Raw genomic sequence first — 20,778 nt, 5'->3', positions numbered from 1 at the left:
GCCCCGCGATAGCGTCAGACCAGGTGCCACGATCGCCTGGTAGGGCGCTATCGCGGGGCAAGCCCGCTCCCACGACTTCGCTCCCACAGGGCTTTTGCGTTGCTTCAGTGTTGAAAATCAAAAAAACAAATAAAAGGAAAACCCCGTGGCCGCTGATATCCAAGACAGCCGCTCCGCTCGCTTTGCCCTGCGCTGCTCCAACTGGGCCGAACGCTGGTTCCCCGACTCCTGGGTGTTCGCCGCCCTGGCCGTGATGCTGGTGTGCCTGGGCGCGCTGGTGATGGGCGGCAAGCCCACCGACACCGCCAAGGCCTTCGGCGATGGCTTCTGGAGCCTGATCCCGTTCACCATGCAGATGGCCTTCGTGGTCATCGGCGGTTATGTGGTGGCCAGCTCGCCACCTGCCGCGCGGCTGATCGACCGCCTGGCGCGGCTGCCGAAAAACGGCCGTTCGGCCGTTTGCTGGGTGGCGCTGATCTCGATGCTCGCCTCGTTGCTCAACTGGGGCCTGTCGCTGGTGTTCGGCGGCCTGCTGGTGCGCGCCCTGGCTCGTCGCACCGACTTGAAGATGGATTATCGCGCCGCCGGTGCCGCTGCCTACCTGGGGCTCGGCGCAGTATGGGCACTGGGGCTGTCGTCGTCGGCGGCGCAGTTGCAGGCCAACCCGGCCAGCCTGCCGCCGTCGATCCTGTCCATCACCGGGGTGATCCCGTTCACCGAAACCATCTTCCTCTGGCAGTCCGGGGTCATGCTGGCGGCGCTGGTGATCGTCTCGCTGGTGATCGCCTATGCCACCGCACCGGGGCCGAACAGCGCGCGCAGTGCGCAAGACTGCGGCGTCGACCCCAGCTTCAGCGCACCGCCGGCGCCGCAGCGCACGCGCCCGGGCGAGTGGCTGGAGTACAGCCCGATCCTGATCCTGCTGCTGGTGGCCCTGGCCGGCGGCTGGCTGTACCAGGAGTTCGCCACCAAGCCTGCGATCACCGCGATTTCCGGGCTGAACACCTACAACCTGCTGTTCATCATGCTCGGCGCCTTGCTGCACTGGCGCCCGCGCAGCTTCCTCGATGCCGTGGCCCGCGCGGTGCCGACCACTACCGGGGTGCTGATCCAGTTCCCGCTGTACGGTTCGATCGCCGCCATCCTCACCCAGGTCAAGGGTGTCGACGGTGCGACTCTGGCCCACCACATCTCGGTGTTCTTCACCCAGATCGCCACCCATGACACCTACGCGTTGTTGATGGGGGTGTACTCGGCGGTGCTGGGCTTCTTCATCCCGTCCGGCGGTGGCAAGTGGATCATCGAGGCGCCCTACGTGATGCTGGTGGCCAACGACCTGCAGTACCACCTGGGCTGGGCGGTGCAGATCTACAACGCCGCCGAGGCGCTGCCGAACCTGATCAACCCGTTCTACATGCTGCCGCTGCTGGGCGTGCTGGGCCTGAAAGCGCGCGACCTGATTGGCTTCTCGTTCGTCCAGCTGCTGGTGCATGTGCCGCTGGTGCTGGTGCTGCTGTGGGCGCTGGGTACGACCTTGCAGTACGTGCCGCCCGTGATGCCGTAAGGCTCGGGTAGTGCCAGGGAAGGGCGGTCAGGTACCGCCCTTTTTTACGTTTCGATGACATATCGATAACGATTCGCATGTGCGATTCGTTTTCATGTGAATGCCGCCCGGTCGGCAGCCAAGGACTTTCATCGAAACGAACAAGGAGACAGGCAGCGATGTTCGCGCCCATCAGCCGTTCCATGGCCCTTACCCTGGGCCTGTGTGCCACCGCCGTCAGCCCGTTTGCGCAGGCAGAAGAGACCGAACAGCGGTCCGACGACAACGTGCTGGAACTCGGCACCACCGAGATTCTCGCCCAGGGCCTGGGCAGCACCACCGAGCACAGCGGCTCCTACACCACCGGCAGCATGAGCGCAGCGACGCGCCTGAACCTGTCGATCAAGGAAACCCCGCAATCGGTCTCGGTGCTGACCCGTCAGCAGCTCGACGACTTCCAGCTCGACACGCTCTCCGAAGCCATGACCCATGTCACCGGTGTCACCGTGCAGCGCAACGACTCCGAGCGGCCGATTTATTATTCGCGGGGCTATTCGATCAACAACTTCCAGATCGATGGGATGCTCAATACCTTCTCGAGCCTCAAGTCCGATTCGGACACCATCATCTACGACCGTATCGAGGTGGTGCGTGGTGCCACCGGCTTGACCACCGGGGCGGGCGACCCGTCCGGGACCATCGCCATGGTGCGCAAGCGCCCGACCTCGCAGCTGGCGATCAGCACTGGTGCCAGTGCCGGCAGCTACGACAACTACCACGGCTACCTCGACGTCGGCGGACCGCTGGGCCTTGAAGGGCGCCTGCGCGGGCGCACGGTGCTGGCCTACCGTGACAGCCAGTCGTTCATGGACAAATATGCCAGCCAGCGTGAGGTGGCCTACGGCATCCTCGAAGCCGACCTGACTGACAGCACCGTGCTTGCAGTGGGCTACGACTACCAGAACAAGCACGTACAAGGGGCCTCCTGGGGCACCGTGCCGTACTGGAACGCCACTGGCGGCAAGGCCGACCTGCCGCGCTCGACCAACCTGGCCGCGCCCTGGTCGTCCTGGCCGTTGAAAGACCAGACGGTGTTCGCCACCCTCGACCAACGCCTGGCCAACGACTGGCTGCTCAAGCTCGCCTATACCCATCGCGAGTCCGACAGCGATGGCAAGGTGTACTACGGCGGCAACGGTTTCCCCGCCGCCGACCGCAGCGGCATGAATGCCTGGTATCAGCATTTCAGCGGCGAAGAGCAGATGGACGCCATCGACTTCAACCTGGCAGGCCCTTACCAGCTGTTCGGCCGTAGCCACGACTTCATGGTCGGTTATGGTGAATCCGAGCGGCGCAACACGTCGCCTTACTTCATCAGAGGGCCACTGCCCGACGGTTACCAGAAGATCCTGGACTGGAAGTACATGAGCAGCATCGCCAAGTTCCAGGATATCGATACCGGGCTCGATGAATCGCGTGACTCCACCAAACAGAAGGCCGGCTACATCGCCACCCGGCTCAACCCCACCGACCGCCTACACTTTGTGCTCGGCAGCCGCTATGGCAGCTGGCAGACAGAAAGCCGCGAGTGGTCGTACGACGAGGCGCAGAATGGCACCGAACTGACGCCCAGCAAGCAGACCCAGAACGATCAGTGGACGCCGTATGCCGGGGTGCTGTACGACCTTACCGAGCAGTACACCGTCTATGCCAGCTACACCGACATCTTCAACCCGCAGTCGGTACGTGACAAAAACCGCCAGTACCTCGAACCCATCGTCGGCAAGGTCTACGAAGTGGGCGTCAAAGGCAGCCTGATGGACGACCGGCTCAACCTCAGCAGCGCGGTGTACCGCAGCAAACAGGACAACGTCGCCGAGCAGGACGATTCGGTACCGCCCAACGGCAACGAGGTGTTCTACAAATCCGGCGGCAAGGGCAACGTCGTCGAAGGCTTCGAGGCCGAGATTGCCGGCGAAGTGCGCCCCGACTGGCAAATGAGCCTGGGCTACAGCTACACCCACGCGGCCAACGCCGACAAGCAGCGCAAGAACCCCGAGCAGCCGCTGAACCTGGTGCGCTTCTCGACCACCTACAAGTTGACGCCGGCGTTGACCGTGGGTGGCACCCTGGACTGGCAGAGCGATACCCACAAGCAGGCCAACCGGCCAGTGGGTCGGGCGGCGAACGGTTCGATCATCACGGTGCGCGACGAGATCAGCCAGAAGGCCTTCTCGGTGGTGGGGCTGATGGCGCGGTATCAGTTCGACGAACACCTGTCGGCTTCGCTGAACGTGAAGAACCTGTTCGACGAGCACTATTACAACAACCTGGGCTTCTATAACGGGGTGTATCACGGCGAGCCACGGACGATGATGGTCAGCCTGGACTGGAAACTCTAGGCTCTGTACGAAAAGTATGGTCATCCATCGTTGTGGGAGCGGGCTTGCCCCGCGATCTGCAGCAACGCCTGAATTCGCGGCGTCTTTGACACTATTCGATATCGAGTACAGGAGCGCTTCGCGCTCCATCGCGGGACAAGCCCGCTCCCACAAAACTTTTCGTACAGAGCCTAGTAAGTGGGCTTTACCTTGCGTGTTAGCGTTCTTTTGATGCGAGGGTGATCCGGCATGTTGTATTTGCAGCATCGAGTGCTTTGACCTTCTACTATTTGCTCACCGAGCAACCGGCCGCTGGTGGGATTCGCTATGAAGGAGCTTCAATGAACAAGGTTTCGGCGTGCCTGAGCTCTCTGCTCGTGCTCTTGTTGGCGGGCTGCTCCGGCATCCCTTCGCAGCCCTATCAGGAACCGTCGGGTTTGGTACCTACCGCACGCATGCGGGTGATCAGCAACTCGGATGTCTTCGGTGACAGCGTCACCGGCCGCTGTGCACCCAACTTGCGCCACCAGATGGTCCAGGCCGGGCGCTTCTCGGCGGGGCGAGCACTGGAAAACTATCCGCAGTTTCCAAAGGCTCCGGCCCAGCTGGGTATGCCCAAGCGGCTGTCGCCGCCGTTGCTCAGCCTGACGCCGACCGTGCGCATGGCCGAAGGCCGGCTTGAAGAAGTGGTGGCCGAGTACCGGGTACCAACCTCGGCGCCGTTCCAGCTTGCGACCTTGGGAGCCGGTGCGGGTACGCCGTTGGGCAGGGGGATCTACTGCGACGAAGAGGCCAGGGTCTACAACCTGCAGGCGGGGCGCGACTACGAGGTAACCATCGGTATGGGCGCCATCGGCCAGGGCGACAATGCCCGCCTGGCCTGCCGTTTCGATGTGCGCGAGCTGACCTCGATCGGCCAGGGTGAAATGATGATGCCGGTGCCGCTGACGGGCAGCGCCCCGCCGAGGAAACTGTGCGACTGAAGCCTGCGCCGAGGTGATGCGAGCAGGAGCGGGGTACGCTTCACCGCATGGGTGGAGCGCACCCGGCCACGATCATTTCAGCTGTCGCAGCTCATCCAGCAACCCTTGCAGTTTCACCCGGTTCGGTTCATCCAGGCCGAACACCGGCCGCCGTGGCTCGCCCACCGGCAGCCCGGTCATGCCCAGCCCGGCCTTGATGGTCGCCGGCAAGCCACCCTTGAGGATGAAATCCAGCAACGGCAACTGGCGGTAGAACAGCGCCCGGGCCTGGGCAAGATCGCCGGCCAGCACCGCCTGGTACAGCTGCTGGTTCAGCGCGGGGATCAGGTTGGCCGCGGCCGTGCACCAGCCCTTGGCTCCGGCAACGAAGGCCTCCAGCGCCAACGGGTTGCAGCCGTTGTAGAACGGCACCTGGCCCTCGCCGAGCAGCTGCAGCTTGTGCATGCGCTGGATGTCCCCGGTGCTCTCCTTGACCATGGTGACGTTGTCCACCTCGCGCACGATGCGCAGGATCAGCTCCACCGGCATGTCGGTGCCGCTGGTGGCGGGGTTGTTGTAGAGCATGATCGGGATATCGATGGCCGCGCCGATGGCGCGGTAGTGCTGGAGGATCTCGGCTTCGCTGAGCTTCCAGTACGCCGCTGGCAGCACCATCACCGCATCGGCGCCGTGTTGCTGGGCGAAGCGCGCACGGCGCACGGCACCCGCGGTGGTCAGGTCAGAGACGCTGACGATGCTCGGCACGCGCTTGCCGATGCGCTCCAGGCTGTACTGGGCGACCTGTTGCCATTCGCTGTCGCTGAGGTAAGCGCCTTCGCCGGTGCTGCCCAGCGGGGCGATCACTTGCACGCCGCCGTCGATCAGGCGGTCGATGGATTGGCCCAGGGCGGGCAGGTCGAGCTGCTCGCCGTCGTGGCTGAAGGGGGTGATGGTGTAGCCGATGATGCCGTGGAATTGAGTGGTCATTCTAAATAGCTCCGCAAGCAAGGCAGTGTAGGGTCAGGCGAGGCAATCGGCGTGCTGGCGCAGGGCCTGCCGGGCGTAGTAGTTGAACGCGGCGCCATGGCGCTTGGGCCGGTCGATCCAGTCGTGGGCGTCGCGGCCAAGCTCGGGGGCGATCGGTTTGATGGCGCCGGCAGCCATGGCCAGCAGTTGCAGGCGCGCGGCGCGCTCGATCAGCTGGGCGTAGACACAGGCCTGCTCGATGCTGGCGCCGGTGGACAACTGGCCGTGGTGCGAGAGCAGGATGGCGCGCTTGTCGCCCAGGGCGGCGCTGATGATTTCGCCTTCTTCGTTGCCCACCGGCACGCCGGGCCAGGCTTCGAGGAACGCGCAGTCTTCGTACAACGGGCACAGGTCCATGTGCGACACCACCAACGGCACTTCGAGCATCGACAGCGCGGCGACGTGGGTGGGGTGGGTGTGGATGATGCAGTTCACATCCGGGCGGGCGCGGTACACCCAGCTGTGGAAACGGTTGGCCGGGTTGGGCATGCCCTGGCCTTCCAGCACCTCGAGGTCTTCGTTGACCAGCAGCAGGTTGCTGGCGGTGATCTCGTCGAAGCCCAGACCCAACTGCTGGGTGTAGAAGGTGCCAGGTTGCGGGCCACGGGCGCTGATCTGCCCGGCCAGGCCCGAGTCGTGGCCATTGTCGAACAGAATTCGGCAGGTCAGGGCCAGCTTTTCGCGCACAGTCCACGTATTATCCGCGAGCGAGCCTTGCATCTGCGTCAGTGCCTTTTGCACCAGTTGGTCTTTGCTGTGTGTCAGGGTGTTGGCCATGGGGAGTGATCCTCTGTGGCGTGATGGTGGATGTCTCGGCTGGCCCGCCCCCTTGCTTTCGACGGTGGAGGGGCGGTCCATCAGATGACACAAATAATCCTATATGACACAAAGTGTCATTAGCAAGTGCGTTTGTCCGGGAAAGCCGCTTCACATGTCTATCCGACTGAAATTGCTGCGCAAGAAACTGGGGATCACCCTTGAGGTGCTGGCTGAAAAATCCGGCATGACCAAGAGCTACCTGTCCAAGGTCGAGCGTGGCCTGAATACGCCGTCGATCGCCGCCGCGCTGAAACTGGCGCGGGCGCTGAACGTCAATGTCGAGGAGCTGTTCGACGGCGAGCAGGAAGGCCAGGCGCGCTATAGCCTGGTACGTCGCGGCGAGCGCCAGGCGCTGGTCGGCAACGGCCAGGGGCCGGGTTACGCGGTGCTCACCTCCCAGGTTGGCCAGCGCAGCCTGTTGCCGTTCTTGATCCAGCCCCCCACCGAGTTCACTGATCCGACCTTCAAGGAGCACGAGGGCGAGGAGTTCTTGTTCGTCCACGAGGGCCAGGTGGAGGTGGACTTCATGAGCGAGCGGGTGCTGCTGGAGGCGGGCGACGCCCTGCATTTCAACGCCCAGACCCCACACCGCCTGCGCTCCGTGGGCGAACGCCAGGCCCAGTTGCTGGTGGTGGTGCAGGGCGGGGAAGGGTGAGGGCAGGGCGATGATCGAGGCCTCGCGGTTTTGGCGTGACCCTGCCTTGCCGTTTGTCGAGGCCCGGCGCGTGGGGGATGGGCGCCAGGTGTGCTATGCCGCGCATTCCCATGAGAGCTTTTCGATCGGTGTGATCACGGGCGGGCGCAGCAGCTACCTCACGGGGGATGCCCGGCATGAGATCAGCGCTGGCAGCACCGTGTTGATGAACCCTGGCGTGGTCCATACCTGCAACCCGATCCAGGGGGAGCCCTGGTCGTACCTGATGCTGTTCGTCGACCTGCCGTGGCTGCAGCAGCATGGCTTTACCCTGCCGGAGGTGACGCTCAGCACCTCGTCGGGGTTATACGGTCGGTTGCTTGAAGTGTTTGCCGGCCTGTTCGACGACCAACCGGCCTCTGCCAAGGAGGCGCTGCTGGTTGCATTCTTCGCAGCGCTGCCTGGCTTTTTCGATGAGCGAACAGGCCAGCGCAGGGCGGAGCATCCGCGGCTGGAAATGGCTGCCGCGTTCATCCGCGCCCATCGTCTGGATCCGCTGACCCTCGAAGACATCTGCAGTGCCGTGGGGCTTTCCCGGGCCTACCTGATTCGCGCTTTCGGCAAGCGTTTCGGGCTGACACCCCACGGCTATCTGCTCGACCAGCGGGTGCAGCACGCCCGTGCCCAACTGCGCCTGGGCCGGCCGATTGCCGAGGTGGCGCTGGAGGCCGGGTTTGCCGACCAGGCGCATCTGCAACGGGCGTTCAAGCGCCACCTGGCGGCGACGCCGGGGCATTATCGGGCGGGGTGAGGCAGGGCGCTCAATGGCAACCCAATCGCGGGGCAAGCCCGCTCCCACGCAAGACCGCAGAGTGGGGGGCGGGCTTGCGTGGGAGCGGGCTTGCCCCGCGATGCGGTCGTGACGGGTATTCAACCTGCCAGCAGATACCCCGCACTCGCCACCAACAACAGCGCCAACCCGCGATTGAACAAGCGCAACCGCCTTGGCTCCCCCAGATACTGCCGAATCACACTTCCGGCCCACGCCCAACTGGCCACCGAGACAAAACAGATTGGCCCATAGATCCAGGTGAACAGCCACAACAGTTGCTGCTCGCCAGCGGTATAGGCACCCACCCCGGCCACTGCCGCCAACCAGGCCTTGGGGCTCAGCCACTGCATGGCCGCGCCGTGCCAGGCAGTCGGTGCCTGTTGTTCAGCGTCGGCCTGCAATTGGCCATCGTCACTGGCCAGCTTCCAGGCCATGTACAGCAAAAACAGCACGCCACCCCACAGCAACAAGTGCTGCAGCCACGGCCAGCGCAGCAGCAGCTCATGCAGGCCCAGGCCGGTGAGCACCAACAGCAGGCAGAAACCCAGGGTGGCGCCGGCGGCGTGCCCGAGGCTGGCGCGCAGGCCGTGACGGGCGCCGCTGCCCAGCGCCACGATATTGACCGGGCCTGGGGAAATGGAAGCCGCCAAGGCGAAGGCGGCCATCGACAGGGACAAGCTCATGCGCAGATTCCTTGCAACAATGGAGTGCCGCCATACTCGACGACAGGCACGGCGCTGGTATTGAACAAAAATGCTCAAGGCCCCTGTTACAGATTTTGTAATAGTTTCGCACTGTAGGGAAAAGCTGCTTCGATTGTAGGATCGTCATCCCTTTTTTTGATCAAGGTCTATATGAGCACCTTCGCGGAGCCCCCCAGTTTCTGGCCGTCCCGGCCATCCTTCCCCCGTCCCCGTGACGCCGCCCTTGTGAGTACCCGCTAATGGAATGGCTAGCCGACCCCACGGCCTGGCTGGGCCTGCTGACGCTTATCGTCCTCGAGCTGGTGCTGGGTATCGACAACCTGGTGTTCATCGCCATCCTCGCCGACAAATTGCCGCCCCATCAGCGTGACCGCGCGCGGGTGATCGGCCTGTCGTTGGCGCTGATCATGCGCCTTGGCCTTCTGGCCAGTATCTCGTGGATGGTCACCCTGACCGCCCCGCTGATCGAGGTGTTCGGCAAGACCTTCTCCGGCCGTGACCTGATCATGCTGTTCGGTGGTGTGTTCCTGCTGTTCAAGGCCACCATGGAGCTGCACGAAAGGCTGGAGGGCCATGTCGCCCAGTCGGGCGGCGTGACGCGGCATGCGGCGTTCTGGCCGATCGTCGCGCAGATCGTGGTGCTCGATGCGGTGTTCTCGCTGGATGCGGTGATTACCGCGGTGGGTATGGTCGAGCATCTGTCGGTGATGATGATCGCGGTGATCTTCTCGATCGGCATCATGATCGTCGCCAGCAAGCCGCTGACCCGTTTCGTCAACGCCCACCCGACAGTGATCATGCTGTGCCTGGGCTTTTTGATGATGATCGGCTTCAGCCTGACCGCCGAAGGCCTGGGCTTCCATATCCCCAAAGGCTACCTGTACGCGGCCATTGGCTTCTCGCTGCTGATCGAGCTGTTCAACCAGCTGGCCCGCGCCGGTCGCAAACGCAGCGTGCAACAGCACCGACCGCTGCGTGAGCGTACCGCCCATGCCGTGCTGCGCCTGATGGGCGGACGCCGGGTGGAGGCTGACGAGGTGGGCGAGGAGATCGCCGACCTGGTAGAGGACGGTAGCGAGCAAGTGGTCTTCGACCGTCGCGAGCGGGTGATGATCAGCGGCGTGCTGAACCTGGCCGAGCGGCCGATCCGCACGGTGATGACGGTGCGTGCCAAGGTCGATGCCATCGACCTGGCGCAACCGGCCGAGGTGATCACCCAGGCGTTGATCAACTCCTCGTACTCGCGCCTGCCGCTGATCCGCGGCGGTCGCATCGAGGAACCGCTGGGCTTCGTGCACAAGAAGGAACTGCTCAAGGAGCTTCTGGCCGGCAACGAGCCAGACCTCGAGGCCCTGGCTCGGGCGCCGCTGAACCTGCTGGAGAGCTTCAGCATCCTCAATGCCCTGGAGCAGATGCGTGGGCAGTCGACGCACATTGCCTTCGTGGTCAACGAGTTCGGTGATTTCACCGGCGTGCTGACCATGACCGACATCCTCGAATCGATCGCCGGCGAGCTGCCGGACGCCAGCGAGGTCGAAGGGCCGGGTGTGGTGGAGGAGGCGGGTGGTTTCGTCGTCAGCGGCGCCCTGAACCTGGCCCAGGTGCAGGCGCGTACCGGCTTCGTGGCCCGTGCCACCGAGGACTACCAGACCCTCGCGGGCCTGGTGATGAGCCTGCTCGACCGCCTGCCGGTTGTCGGTGACCGCCTGCAGTGGAACGGCTGGAGCATGACCGTGGTGGCGGTGGAGGAGCGGCGCGTGCGCCAGGTGCGCCTTACACCGAGCGCCGACGCTGACGCAGCAGGTGCTTGAAGCCTTCGAGCACCAGCACCAGCACCGCGGCCCAGATCGGCAGGTAAGTCAGCCACTGATCCGGGCCGATGGTTTCGCCCAGCAGCAGGGCGACGCCCACCAGCAGCACCGGCTCGACGTAGCTGAGCAGGCCGAACAGGCTGAACGGCAGCATGCGGCTGGCCAGTACATAGGCGATCAGGGCGCTGGCGCTGATCGCCCCGAGCAGCGGGATCAGCCAGTAGAGGTTCTGGTGTTGCGCCAGGTCCGCGCCTGACAACGGGCCCTGGACCACGAAGTACAGGGCCCACGGCAGCAGCAGGCACATGTCGCACCACAGGCCGCCCAGGTGGTCGGTGCGGCAGCGGCGGCGCAAGACGAAATAGATCGGGTAGCCGATCGTCACCAGCAGCGTCTCCCAGGCGAAGCTGCCGTTCTGGTACAGCTCGTGGCCCACGCCCAGGGCTGCGCAGCTCACCGCTACCTTTTGCAGGCGCGACAGGCGCTCGCCGTAGACCAGGCGGCCAGTCAGCACCATCGCCAGTGGCAGCAGGAAATAGCCCATCGATACCTCCAGGCTGCGCCCGTGCAGCGGCGCCCAGAGGAACAGCCACAATTGCACCCCCATCAGCCATGAGGTGCCGACCATGCCCAGCAGCAGCAGGGGCGTGCGGCGTACCCGCGCGAACAGCTCGCCAACCCGCTTCCAGTCTTTGGAAATCAGCATGAACAACGTCAGGCAGGGCAGCGTCAGCAGGGTGCGCCAACCGAAGATTTCCTCGCCGTCGAGCGGTGCGAGGAAGGAGGTATAGAAATACATCACGGCGAACAGACAGGACGCCATGACCGATGAAACGATGCCTTTTGACACGAATGCCTCGAAGAACGGGAAGGGTGAGCGGGCGGATCAGCCGCGCATGATCTCAGGGGGCGCGTCTTGCGGCAACCGCAGCCTGCCCGGGCGCGTGGCCAATGCCATGAGCAGCTCGTTGGCGGGCATTGGCCGGGCGTACAGATAACCTTGCTGGAAGTCCACCCCGTGGCGCTCCAGGTAGTCGCGCTGCACCGCGGTCTCGACCCCTTCGGCGACGATGCCCAGCCCAAGCTTGGCCGAGAGTTCGATGATGGTGTCGAGGATATGTTGCGACAGCGCATCGCCACCGATCATGGCGACGAAGCTCTGGTCGATTTTCAGGTAGTCGACCTTGAACTGACGCAGGTAGTTGAGGCTGGACTGGCCCGTGCCGAAGTCGTCGAGAGCGATCATGACCCCCATTTCGTGCAGCTTTTCGAACAGCTCCAGGGTCACCGGGGTGGGTTCGATCAGTTTGCGCTCGGTCAGCTCGAGGGTGAGTACCACACGCCCGGGTGGGAAGTGCTGGAGGAAGGTGCGGCAATCGTCGAGCAGGCCAAGGTTGCGACAATGATCGGCGGTGATGTTGATGCCGACGTGAAAGCCGTCGTCCAGCAGCGATACATGGGGTGCCAGGGCTTGTGCGGTGTTGAGCATCAGGGCGCGGGTCATGGCGACAATCTGCCCGCTGTGTTCGGCGTAGGGGATGAACAGGTCCGGGCGTACCAGGCCCTCGCGCGGATGCTGCCAGCGCATCAGCACTTCGACCCCGGCCCAGTGGTAGTCGCCTTTGCGCACCACTGGCTGGAAGTACGGCAGGAACTCGCCGGCTTCGAGCGCACGGTCGAGTTCGGCGCGGGGCGAGGTGGCGCGGCGTACCTGCCAGCGGCAGACGCTGCCGGCCACCACGCCGAGTATCAGCAGCAGGCTGAGCAGGGCCGGGTAGCGCGAGCGCATCAACTCGCCCAGCTTGCCCTCGGCGAAGCCGCCCTGCACGCTGAACGGGTAGCGTGCCGAGGAGACGCTGACGGGGGCGCTGGCCGCGACCGGCGGTGTGCCTTGCTGCACCAGGCCTTGCTGGCCCATCCAGTGGTTGCCCACCCGCACCAGCAGCTCGTCATCCTGCGCGATCAGGCGCAGGGCCGTCAGCAGGTGGCTGCCGTCCACCGTGGCGATCGCCCCGCGATCACCCTGGCTGACCCGGTAAACCAGCAGTGGATGGCGCGGCGTGACGGAGTTGCCGTCCATCAGCCAGAGCTGCCCGTCGGTATAGTCGCGCGCATCCACCGGCTCGTCGAAATTGCCGAACAGCGAAGTGCAATACAGGTTGTCGCGGTCGAACAGGCTGGTGGAGCGCACGAACGCATTGCGCGTGACTTCTATGCGCAGCGCCAGCTGCACCTGTTCGCAGGGCTGGCCGGCCTTGGGCAGCAGGTGGTTCGCGGCGCTGGACAGGCTGTCTAGAATCATCTCCATGTGCCCGACCACTTCGCGTGCGGTGGCCAGGCTGTTGGCCTGCAGTTCGCGCTCGGTCTGCCAGCGGGTCACGGCCAGCCCGCAGACCAGCGGCAGCACCCCGACGACCCAGGGCAGCAGGGTGCGCCAGCTCCAGCGGGCAGGGCGTTTGGTGGTCAGGGGCATGCGCAGGTGAATCCAGTGGCGGACGGGCGTGTCAGTGCGAAGGATAGCCGTTTGTCGGTGTAGCCTACGAACTAAAACGCGACAAACAAATTTACGCAATGTAGAATTGCGTTACGAATACAACAATAAGGTTCTCCGCCAACCGGAGGATCAAGCCCGCCGAGAATGGGTCCCCATGAAAAACCCTGCATTCAAGCTGATCATTGGTGCCTATCTGGCCCGCAGCGTGCGCGGCATCCCCTGTTCGCCTCCTGTTCCGTTCGCCATCGCAAGCCAGTAATCCAACCGTTTTTTGCTGCAGATGAGGACACGAACATGGCAGATATCTTCGAAAACCCGATGGGCCTTGAAGGCTTTGAATTCATCGAACTCGCCTCGCCGACCCCTGGCGTGCTGGAGCCGGTCTTCCAGATCCTCGGTTTCACCAAGGTGGCGACCCACCGCTCCAAGAATGTGCACCTGTACCGCCAGGGTGGCATCAACCTGATCCTCAACAACGAACCGAAAAGCGCCGCCTCGTACTTCGCCGCCGAGCATGGCCCGTCGGTGTGCGGCATGGCCTTCCGCGTGCGCAACGCCCATGAAGCCTATGCCCGCGCCCTGGAGCTGGGTGCCCAGCCGGTGGAAATCGAGACTGGCCCGATGGAACTGCGTCTGCCGGCGATCAAGGGTATTGGCGGCGCGCCGCTGTACCTGATCGACCGTTATGAAGAAGGCAGCTCGATCTACGACATCGACTTCAAATTCATCGAAGGCGTGGATCGCAACCCGGTCGGTGCCGGCCTGAAGATCATCGACCACCTCACCCATAACGTCTATCGCGGGCGCATGGCCTACTGGGCCGGCTTCTACGAGAAGCTGTTCAACTTCCGCGAGATCCGCTACTTCGACATCAAGGGCGAGTACACCGGCCTGACCTCCAAGGCCATGACCGCGCCCGACGGCATGATCCGCATTCCGCTCAACGAAGAGTCGTCCAAGGGCGCGGGGCAGATCGAAGAATTCCTGATGCAGTTCAATGGCGAGGGCATCCAGCACGTAGCCTTCCTCACCGACGACCTGCTCAAGACCTGGGATGCCCTCAAAGGCTTCGGCATGCGTTTCATGACCGCGCCGCCGCAGACCTACTACGAAATGCTCGAAGAGCGCCTGCCGGGTCACGGCGAGCCGGTCGACCAGTTGCAGTCGCGTGGCATCCTGCTGGACGGTGCTTCCGAGTCGGGCGACAAGCGCCTGCTGCTGCAGATCTTCTCGGAAACCCTGCTGGGCCCGGTGTTCTTCGAGTTCATCCAGCGCAAGGGTGACGATGGCTTTGGTGAAGGTAACTTCAAGGCGCTGTTCGAGTCGATCGAGCGTGACCAGGTTCGTCGTGGCGTGCTGAACGTCGAGTAATCGACTCAACGCTATCCATCGCGGGGCAAGATGCATCGGTACGCCGATGCGGCTTGCCCCGCGATGCGTTTCAGCCAATCTTTGCCTTGGCCAGGAACTTGAGCGTCGCCTGCGCCACGCCCGCAGTGGACGCCGGGTTTTGCCCGGTGATCAGGCCTTTGTCTTCAACCACGAAGGGTGCCCACGGGTCCTCGGCTTTCTGGTATTCACCACCTCGTGCGCCGAGTTCGTTCTCGGTCAGGAAAGGCACTTCCTTGTCCAGCTCTGCCAGTTTCTCTTCGATATTGGAGAAACCGGTCACCGCCCGACCTCTGAGCAACAGGGTGTTATCGCTGAGTTTCACATTCAGCAGCCCCACGGCACCGTGGCAGACCGATGCCACAACCCCGCCACGTTCGTGAATGCGCCGCGCCAAGTCCTGCAGCGGCTGGTTGTCGGGGAAGTCCCACATCACGCCATGGCCACCGGTGTAATAGATGGCGCTGTACTGCTCTGCCTTGACCTCGCCAGGGCTGAGGGTGGCGCCCAGGCGCTTCATGAAGGCCTTGTCGTCGTACCACTGCCAGTCCAGATCCGGGGCCATTTGCAGGCTGTGCGGGTCGATCGGTACGTAGCCGCCCGCCGGGCTGACATAGTCGACCGTGAAGCCAGCCCGTTGCACGGGGTCGACGAAATGCACGGCTTCACCCAGCCACAGGCCTGTGGCGCGTTTGATGTTGGGGTACTTGGCGGTATTGGTCAGCACGACCAGGATCTTCTTGTTCATGTGCGCATGCCCATCCAACCCAAGGGGGCCGGTTGCCCGGCGGAGGGAAAAACCCTCTGAGCATAGCCGTCGCTGGGCGTGGCGCCATGACCGGCTGGCGTTGTGCTAGTCTCGAGCCAATCATGTGCAGCCAGGAAGTCACCATGACAACGGACAAGTTCATGCAAGCGGCCATCGACGAAGCCCGCAAGGGGCTGGCGGAAGGCGGTATTCCAATCGGCTCGGTGCTGGTGCACGACGGCAAGATCATTGGCCGTGGGCACAACCGCCGGGTACAGCAAGGCAGCGCCATCCTGCATGGTGAAATGGATGCCCTGGAAAACGCCGGTCGACAGCCGGCCAGTGTCTATAAGGAAGCCACGCTCTATACCACCCTGTCGCCCTGTGCCATGTGCAGCGGCGCGATCCTGCTGTATGGCATAAAACAGGTGATCATCGGCGAAAACACCACGTTCCTTGGCGAAGAACAGTTGCTGGCCAGCCGGGGCGTAGAGCTGGACGTGCGCCACGATGAGGGCTGCAAAAAGATGATGCGTGATTTCATCGAGGCCAAGCCGCAACTGTGGAATGAAGACATTGGCCGCTGACCACTCTGTGCAAGGAGTCGCGCAGATGATTCACCTGGCGCCCATTTCGAGCGCTGAGACCGTGGCAAGCGCCCAGATCAATAGCTTCAACTGGGGGGCAACGCCATTGGGGCCCCTGACACGATGGCCGCCAGCCTTGCGCATCGCGGTCGACATGCTGCTGCTTTGCGCCTACCCCTGTGCCCTGGTCTGGGGCCCGGCGCTGACGGTGATTCACAACGAGGCCTATCCCATCCCCCTGGGTGAGCGCCTCCATGCCCAGGGCGACAGTTTCGACGCGCTCTGGGCAACGGCCTGGGACGACATGGGGGCTGCTGTGTTCCAGGCGCTGGAAGGGCAGGGCAGCCTGGCCGAGAACAACCTGCTGACGGTCAACCGCGACGGGCGCCCCGTCCAAGCCTGGTTCACCTGCAGCTATTCGCCTATCCGCGACGACCAAGGCGCGGTGGTGGGTTTCCTGCACGCGCTGATCGAAACCACCGCCAGTGTCGAGTGCACCCGCGAATGGCGCGAACTGGCGCAATCTTTCGAGGCACAACTCTCGCGCTATATGGCCGAGAGTGAGCATACCTGGCAGTTGTCGCCCGACGTGATGTTGATGCTCGACACCGAGTTGCGCGTGCGCTTGGCCAATCCGGCCTGGCTTCGGTTGTCGGGTTGCACGGATGAGCAGCAAACGCCGGTCCCGCTGCTGGAGCTGATCCACCCAGCCGAGCGTACCGAAACCAGGCTGGCCCTGATGGCGCTGATGCAGGGGCATGACACCCCGGCCTTCGAGGCCCGCGTGCGCCAGGGTGAAGGGCATTATTGCTGGCTACGCTGGCATGCTGTGGCGGGCCAGGCGCTGCCGATCCTGATTGGCCGCAACATCACCGAGGAGCGCCAGTCCGTCCAGCGCATGGCCGAGGCAGCGGTGCGCGAGAGCCAGCGCATGGAGTCGGTGATCAAGGTGGCGGGCGGCCTGGCCCATGAAATGAACAACGTGCTGTCCGGGGTCGGCAGCAGCCTGGAGCTGCTTGAGCGGCGCCTGACCCAGGGGCGCCTTGAGCGCTTGGACAGCTACGTGCAGGTGGCCCGTGAATGCGCCCAGCGGGCCATCGGCCTGACCCAGAACTTGCTGGCTTTCGCCCGCAGCCAGCCGCTGTCGCCCAATCCACTGGACATCAACCAGCTGATACGCGAGGCGCAGCCGATGCTCGAGCAGTGCGCCGGCGCCGAGATGCACCTGCACTGGGAGCTGGACATCGCGCCCTGGCCCGTCCAGCTCGACCCCGACCAACTGCGCAACGCCTTGCTGCACCTGTGTGCCAACGCCCGCGACGCCTGCCTTGGCCGGGGCAGCCTGTCGATCCGTACCGGCAATGAGCGCCTGGCCGGCGCGACTGCCGGGCTGCCGGCGGGCGACTATGTGATGCTCCAGGTCGAGGACGATGGCCATGGCATGTCGGCTGAAGATGTGGCGCGTGCATTCGAGCCGTTTTTCACCACCAAGCCCCTCGGGCAGGGCTCGGGCTTGGGGTTGCCCATGATCCATGGCTTCGTGCGCCAGTCCGGCGGCCAGGTGTGGATAGAGTCGAGGTTGCAGCACGGCACGCAGATTGTGCTGATGTTTCCTCGTTATTCGGGCAGCCAACCGATACTCGAACCCCCGACGATCACAAGGCAGGCAAGGCAGGGCGAGCGTGTGCTGCTGATCGATGACGAGCTCAACTTGCGCGGGTTGATCAAGGAGATACTGGTCGACCGCGGTTTCGAGGTGTGCGATGTGACCGATGCCAACAGCGCGCTGGGGCAGTACCGTCATGCCGGCCCATTCGATCTGGTGATTACCGACATCGGCTTGCCGGGCGGCTTCAACGGGCGTCAGGTGGCCAGGGCGATGCGCATGATCAATCCCGAACAGAAAATCCTGTTCATCACCGGCTACACCGAGGATCCGGTGGAGCAGCAACTGCTCGACGAGCCCGGTACTGCCTTGCTGCTCAAACCGTTCTCGCTGGAGAGCCTGGTCATGCAAGTCGACCGCATGCTGCTGGCCTGATCCTGCTCAGGGCGCCACCAGCATCCGCGCGACCTGGTTGCGCAACTGTTCCAGGGCAAAAGGCTTGCGCAACAACTGCATCCCTGTGGCCAGAAACGCATCGCGAGCCATCGCGGTTTGCGCGAAACCGGTGATGAACAGTACCGGCAGCCCGGGGCGCAGGCGACGGGCGATTTCCGCCAGTTGCCGGCCGTTCATGCCCGGTAGCCCGACGTCGCTGACCAGCAAGCCGAACGGCTGGGCCGAATGCAGCCAGCGCAGCGCTTCACTGGCATTTTGCGCCGAACGACAGGGGTAGCCTTCTTCGAGCAGGGTCCGTTCAACCAGTTCGCGCACATCCGGGTCGTCTTCCACCAGCAGGATGCCCTGGCAATCACCGGCAGCCCGCACGGCAGCGGCTTTTAGCGGTGGCGGGCTGTCGGTATGGCGTGGCAAATACAGGCGCACCCGGGTCCCTTTGCCGATCTGGCTGTCGAGCGCCAGGTAACCCCGTGACTGCCTGCAGAAGCCGTAGACCATCGACAGCCCGAGCCCGACACCCTGGCCAGTCGGCTTGGTGGTGAAGAACGGCTCGATCGCATGCTCCAGGGTGGCTTGCGACATCCCCTGGCCACTGTCGCGGATGCTCAGGCACAGATAGTCACCGTGGGCCAGGCCGACGTTGGCGAACTGCCCGTTGGCGACCTGGACGTTGTCCGCCTCGACGTTCAGCACTCCGCCGCTGGGCATCGCCTCGCAGGCGTTGAGCAAGAGGTTGTCCAGGGACGCCTGCAGTTGCTCGCCATCGGCGCTGGCTTGCCACAGTTGTGTGGCCAGGCGCACTTGCAGCTCGATGCCTGTACCCAACTTGGCGGCCAGGGCATCGGGTGCCAGCAGCGGGCGCAGGTCGATTGCCTGGCTCTGCAATGATTGGCGAGCGGAGAACGCCAAAAGACGATGGGTCAACAGCGCAGCGCGGGCCACGGCTTGCTGGCCCAGGCGCAAGGGGGGCTCCAGGCCCTCGCTGCGGCCTTGACGCAGGCGTTTGTCGATCAGCTCCAGGCTGCCGCCGATGCTGGTCAGCAGATTGTTGAAGTCATGGGCCACGCCGCCGGCCAGTTGGCCGATGGCTTCCATCTTGCGTGTTTGCTGCAGCGCCTGGTCGTCGGCCTGTTGTTGCTGCGCCAGGGCTTCGAGCTGTTCGCACAGGTCGCGCGCCTGATATTGCCGGCGGCGGGCCCGCAGTGCCCACAGTGCCAGCCTCAGCAGTTGCTCGTCAGGGTAGGGTGGGGCAAGGGGCAGCAGGTTGCCTGGCACTACGCTGGTGTCGGCCTCGGCGTGGCTGGTGAGCAGCACCACGGGCAGGTCGGACCAGCCAGGCTGCTGTTCGAGGTAGCGGTGCAGGGGCGATTGCTGGTTGCGCGGCAGCGCCTGTTCGATCACCACCAGCAGCCCGGCACCCTCACTGAGCCAGCGGCCAAGGCGCCGCACATCGGCGGTGCGGCGGCTATGGATACCGGCTTGCCGGAGTAATCGGCAGGTGCTTGACCCCACCTGGGCAGGCGCCAGGACCAGAGCGCGTTCTTCCACAGCCAGGCATGCGGCCAAGAGTATTCTCCTGTGACGATGGGCACGCCGTGATGGCGTTACCGCCTTCCTTCTCCTATCACTGGACCTTCGTCGCGGGCCAGGGGTTCAACCGGATTGTGGAAGCTGTCACAGGCCTTGTTGCAGCAGCGGGTCGTCCGGGTTCTGCCGCTCGAGCTCGGCCAGCAGTACCTGGACGTTCTGCAGTTGCCCGGTCTCCTTCCAGTACTCGATCAGCAGTACCCGCGCCCGGCGGTTGGCGGGCTGGCGGCTGAGCAGCGTCTGCAGTTGTTGCTGCGCGGCCTGGACCTGCTCCAAATGGTGCAGGGTGACGGCAAGGGTGTAGCGGTAGTCGCTGTTCTCCGGCTCCAGCTCGACCGCGCGCGACAGTGCCAGCAGGGCGTATTCGTGCTGGTCGTGGCGGGTCAGCCACAAACCCAGCTGGTACTGCAGGAAGGCCGAATCCGGGCTGAGCGCCAAGGCCTTGCGCAGCACCTCACGAGAGGTGTCGTGGTGGCCCTGGCGTTCCAGCAGGCGCACCTGGGTCGCCAGGGCGTCGAGGTTTTCGGGGGCCAGCGCCAGGGCGCGGGCGAGCGCTGCGCCTGCGGCGTCATAGGCCTGCTCGTGCATGTACAGGCGCGCCAGGTGAACCTGTGCGTCGGCGTCGTCGGGTTGTTGTTCGAGGGTTTGCTGGTACTGCTCCAGCGCTTGCTGCAGCGGGCCGAAATACAGGCCGATGGCATCCGGGTCGAGGCCGAGCAACGCGTCCACCGCGGCAAAGCGCACGCTCTGCTCGTCATCGTCAAGCAACGGCCCCAGTACCAGGCTGCGTTGGGCGGCCGGCAACAGCCGGCGGATGCTGGCAATGGCGGCGCGACGCACCAGCGGGTCGCTCTGCTCCAGATCCTGCTTTGCCAGTTTCAGCGCCTGGGGTGACGGGTAGTTGGGCAGCTCGGCGTACAGGGCGGCGCGGCGGATCGCCGGCAGGTCGTTACGCTGCAACTGCTGGTACAGCACCCGCGCGGCGCCCGGCTGGCCTTCGTGGGCCTGGCGCAGGGCCTTGGCGTAACTGTGCGGCGGCAGCGTCGGCGGGGTGGATTGCGGGGTCCGCCACAGGTAAGCGAGCACGCCTGGCACCAGGATCAGCAGCAACAGGGCGATCAGGATAAGCGGGCGGCGTGGCATCGGGCAGTCCGTGGCGGCGGGAAGGCCAGAGCTTGGGACAGCCAGCCAGTAAATGC

General features: G+C 64.3%; 17 protein-coding genes. 9 read left to right on the top strand and 8 right to left on the bottom strand.

Annotation, left to right across the window (positions count from 1 at the left end):
- The first annotated feature begins 145 nt into the window (after nt 1-145).
- The 3 genes from ACO6VM_RS05560 to ACO6VM_RS05550 all read left to right on the top strand — a co-directional run bounded on the left by ACO6VM_RS05560 (nt 146) and on the right by ACO6VM_RS05550 (nt 4,907).
- Nucleotides 146-1,564 carry a short-chain fatty acid transporter gene (locus ACO6VM_RS05560; protein WP_125463894.1) on the top strand — a complete coding sequence of 473 codons (1,419 nt, stop codon included), beginning with the start codon at nt 146-148 and terminating at the stop codon, nt 1,562-1,564.
- A gap of 158 nt (nt 1,565-1,722) precedes the next feature.
- Nucleotides 1,723-3,945, top strand: coding sequence for a TonB-dependent siderophore receptor (locus tag ACO6VM_RS05555; RefSeq protein WP_422402773.1), 2,223 nt, complete (start codon nt 1,723-1,725; stop codon nt 3,943-3,945).
- 320 nt (nt 3,946-4,265) lie between these two features.
- Nucleotides 4,266-4,907 (top strand): hypothetical protein, encoded by a 642-nt coding sequence (locus ACO6VM_RS05550; protein WP_401057410.1) that lies wholly within the window; start codon nt 4,266-4,268, stop codon nt 4,905-4,907.
- Between the two features lie 72 nt (nt 4,908-4,979).
- Here ACO6VM_RS05550 and ACO6VM_RS05545 read toward each other — a convergent pair whose 3' ends face one another.
- Both ACO6VM_RS05545 and ACO6VM_RS05540 read right to left on the bottom strand, forming a co-directional pair.
- On the bottom strand, nt 4,980-5,873 hold the full coding sequence (locus ACO6VM_RS05545) for a dihydrodipicolinate synthase family protein (RefSeq protein ID WP_422402896.1): 894 nt from the start codon (nt 5,871-5,873) through the stop codon (nt 4,980-4,982).
- 33 nt (nt 5,874-5,906) lie between these two features.
- The gene (locus ACO6VM_RS05540; RefSeq protein ID WP_422402895.1) at nt 5,907-6,689 is read right to left on the bottom strand and encodes an aldolase; all 783 of its coding nucleotides are present in this window, start codon (nt 6,687-6,689) and stop codon (nt 5,907-5,909) included.
- Nucleotides 6,690-6,843: 154 nt separating this feature from the next.
- Here ACO6VM_RS05540 and ACO6VM_RS05535 point away from each other — a divergent pair, with 154 nt between their 5' ends.
- Both ACO6VM_RS05535 and ACO6VM_RS05530 read left to right on the top strand, forming a co-directional pair.
- Nucleotides 6,844-7,386: a helix-turn-helix domain-containing protein gene (locus tag ACO6VM_RS05535; protein ID WP_110992595.1), complete on the top strand. Its 543-nt coding sequence runs from the start codon at nt 6,844-6,846 to the stop codon at nt 7,384-7,386.
- A 10-nt stretch (nt 7,387-7,396) separates the two neighbouring features.
- The gene (locus ACO6VM_RS05530; RefSeq protein ID WP_422402894.1) at nt 7,397-8,176 is read left to right on the top strand and encodes an AraC family transcriptional regulator; all 780 of its coding nucleotides are present in this window, start codon (nt 7,397-7,399) and stop codon (nt 8,174-8,176) included.
- Nucleotides 8,177-8,295: 119 nt separating this feature from the next.
- Here the strand turns inward: ACO6VM_RS05530 and ACO6VM_RS05525 are convergent, their stop codons facing one another.
- Complete coding sequence (locus ACO6VM_RS05525) at nt 8,296-8,880, bottom strand: LysE family translocator (protein WP_422402893.1); 585 nt, start codon at nt 8,878-8,880, stop codon at nt 8,296-8,298.
- 260 nt (nt 8,881-9,140) lie between these two features.
- Between ACO6VM_RS05525 and ACO6VM_RS05520 the strand changes: the two genes are divergently transcribed.
- Entirely contained in the window at nt 9,141-10,712 is a 1,572-nt protein-coding gene (locus tag ACO6VM_RS05520; protein WP_422402892.1) for a TerC family protein, read from the top strand.
- Here the strand turns inward: ACO6VM_RS05520 and rarD are convergent.
- A complete protein-coding gene (rarD, locus tag ACO6VM_RS05515) occupies nt 10,675-11,562 on the bottom strand; it encodes an EamA family transporter RarD (protein ID WP_401057406.1) in 888 nt (295 codons plus the stop codon). The two genes, ACO6VM_RS05520 and rarD, sit on opposite strands and share 38 nt — an antisense overlap.
- A 36-nt stretch (nt 11,563-11,598) precedes the next feature.
- The gene (locus ACO6VM_RS05510; RefSeq protein ID WP_422402891.1) at nt 11,599-13,185 is read right to left on the bottom strand and encodes an EAL domain-containing protein; all 1,587 of its coding nucleotides are present in this window, start codon (nt 13,183-13,185) and stop codon (nt 11,599-11,601) included.
- Between the two features lie 315 nt (nt 13,186-13,500).
- Between ACO6VM_RS05510 and hppD the strand changes: the two genes are divergently transcribed.
- Entirely contained in the window at nt 13,501-14,577 is a 1,077-nt protein-coding gene (hppD, locus tag ACO6VM_RS05505) for a 4-hydroxyphenylpyruvate dioxygenase (protein WP_422402890.1), read from the top strand.
- Between the two features lie 70 nt (nt 14,578-14,647).
- Here hppD and ACO6VM_RS05500 read toward each other — a convergent pair whose 3' ends face one another.
- On the bottom strand, nt 14,648-15,343 hold the full coding sequence (locus ACO6VM_RS05500) for a type 1 glutamine amidotransferase domain-containing protein (RefSeq protein ID WP_422402889.1): 696 nt from the start codon (nt 15,341-15,343) through the stop codon (nt 14,648-14,650).
- 143 nt (nt 15,344-15,486) lie between these two features.
- Here ACO6VM_RS05500 and ACO6VM_RS05495 point away from each other — a divergent pair, with 143 nt between their 5' ends.
- Both ACO6VM_RS05495 and ACO6VM_RS05490 read left to right on the top strand, forming a co-directional pair.
- The gene (locus ACO6VM_RS05495; protein WP_422402888.1) at nt 15,487-15,930 is read left to right on the top strand and encodes a nucleoside deaminase; all 444 of its coding nucleotides are present in this window, start codon (nt 15,487-15,489) and stop codon (nt 15,928-15,930) included.
- Between the two features lie 25 nt (nt 15,931-15,955).
- Nucleotides 15,956-17,971: an ATP-binding protein gene (locus ACO6VM_RS05490; protein ID WP_422402887.1), complete on the top strand. Its 2,016-nt coding sequence runs from the start codon at nt 15,956-15,958 to the stop codon at nt 17,969-17,971.
- Between the two features lie 6 nt (nt 17,972-17,977).
- Here the strand turns inward: ACO6VM_RS05490 and ACO6VM_RS05485 are convergent, their stop codons facing one another.
- Together ACO6VM_RS05485 and ACO6VM_RS05480 are read right to left on the bottom strand one after the other, a co-directional pair.
- Nucleotides 17,978-19,558: a response regulator gene (locus ACO6VM_RS05485; protein WP_422402886.1), complete on the bottom strand. Its 1,581-nt coding sequence runs from the start codon at nt 19,556-19,558 to the stop codon at nt 17,978-17,980.
- Nucleotides 19,559-19,666: 108 nt separating this feature from the next.
- Nucleotides 19,667-20,722, bottom strand: coding sequence for a tetratricopeptide repeat protein (locus ACO6VM_RS05480; RefSeq protein WP_422402885.1), 1,056 nt, complete (start codon nt 20,720-20,722; stop codon nt 19,667-19,669).
- Nucleotides 20,723-20,778 lie beyond the last annotated feature (56 nt).

The organism is Pseudomonas sp. GZD-209 (assembly GCF_049310485.1).
GTDB classification, from domain to species: Bacteria; Pseudomonadota; Gammaproteobacteria; order Pseudomonadales; family Pseudomonadaceae; genus Aquipseudomonas; species Aquipseudomonas sichuanensis.
The sequence above is the reverse complement of the archived record's forward strand: the minus strand, read 5'-3'. Positions and strand labels throughout refer to the sequence as shown.

What these genes read in the sequence shown, in the direction of transcription:
- ACO6VM_RS05555 (WP_422402773.1), top strand. Translation starts at nt 1,723, where the DNA reads ATGTTCGCGCCCATCAGCCGTTCCATGGCCCTTACCCTGGGCCTGTGT.
- ACO6VM_RS05550 (WP_401057410.1), top strand. Translation starts at nt 4,266, where the DNA reads ATGAACAAGGTTTCGGCGTGCCTGAGCTCTCTGCTCGTGCTCTTGTTG.
- ACO6VM_RS05545 (WP_422402896.1), bottom strand. Translation starts at nt 5,873, where the DNA reads ATGACCACTCAATTCCACGGCATCATCGGCTACACCATCACCCCCTTC.
- ACO6VM_RS05540 (WP_422402895.1), bottom strand. Translation starts at nt 6,689, where the DNA reads ATGGCCAACACCCTGACACACAGCAAAGACCAACTGGTGCAAAAGGCA.
- ACO6VM_RS05535 (WP_110992595.1), top strand. Translation starts at nt 6,844, where the DNA reads ATGTCTATCCGACTGAAATTGCTGCGCAAGAAACTGGGGATCACCCTT.
- ACO6VM_RS05530 (WP_422402894.1), top strand. Translation starts at nt 7,397, where the DNA reads ATGATCGAGGCCTCGCGGTTTTGGCGTGACCCTGCCTTGCCGTTTGTC.
- ACO6VM_RS05525 (WP_422402893.1), bottom strand. Translation starts at nt 8,880, where the DNA reads ATGAGCTTGTCCCTGTCGATGGCCGCCTTCGCCTTGGCGGCTTCCATT.
- ACO6VM_RS05520 (WP_422402892.1), top strand. Translation starts at nt 9,141, where the DNA reads ATGGAATGGCTAGCCGACCCCACGGCCTGGCTGGGCCTGCTGACGCTT.
- ACO6VM_RS05510 (WP_422402891.1), bottom strand. Translation starts at nt 13,185, where the DNA reads ATGCCCCTGACCACCAAACGCCCTGCCCGCTGGAGCTGGCGCACCCTG.
- hppD (WP_422402890.1), top strand. Translation starts at nt 13,501, where the DNA reads ATGGCAGATATCTTCGAAAACCCGATGGGCCTTGAAGGCTTTGAATTC.
- ACO6VM_RS05500 (WP_422402889.1), bottom strand. Translation starts at nt 15,343, where the DNA reads ATGAACAAGAAGATCCTGGTCGTGCTGACCAATACCGCCAAGTACCCC.
- ACO6VM_RS05495 (WP_422402888.1), top strand. Translation starts at nt 15,487, where the DNA reads ATGACAACGGACAAGTTCATGCAAGCGGCCATCGACGAAGCCCGCAAG.
- ACO6VM_RS05490 (WP_422402887.1), top strand. Translation starts at nt 15,956, where the DNA reads ATGATTCACCTGGCGCCCATTTCGAGCGCTGAGACCGTGGCAAGCGCC.
- ACO6VM_RS05480 (WP_422402885.1), bottom strand. Translation starts at nt 20,722, where the DNA reads ATGCCACGCCGCCCGCTTATCCTGATCGCCCTGTTGCTGCTGATCCTG.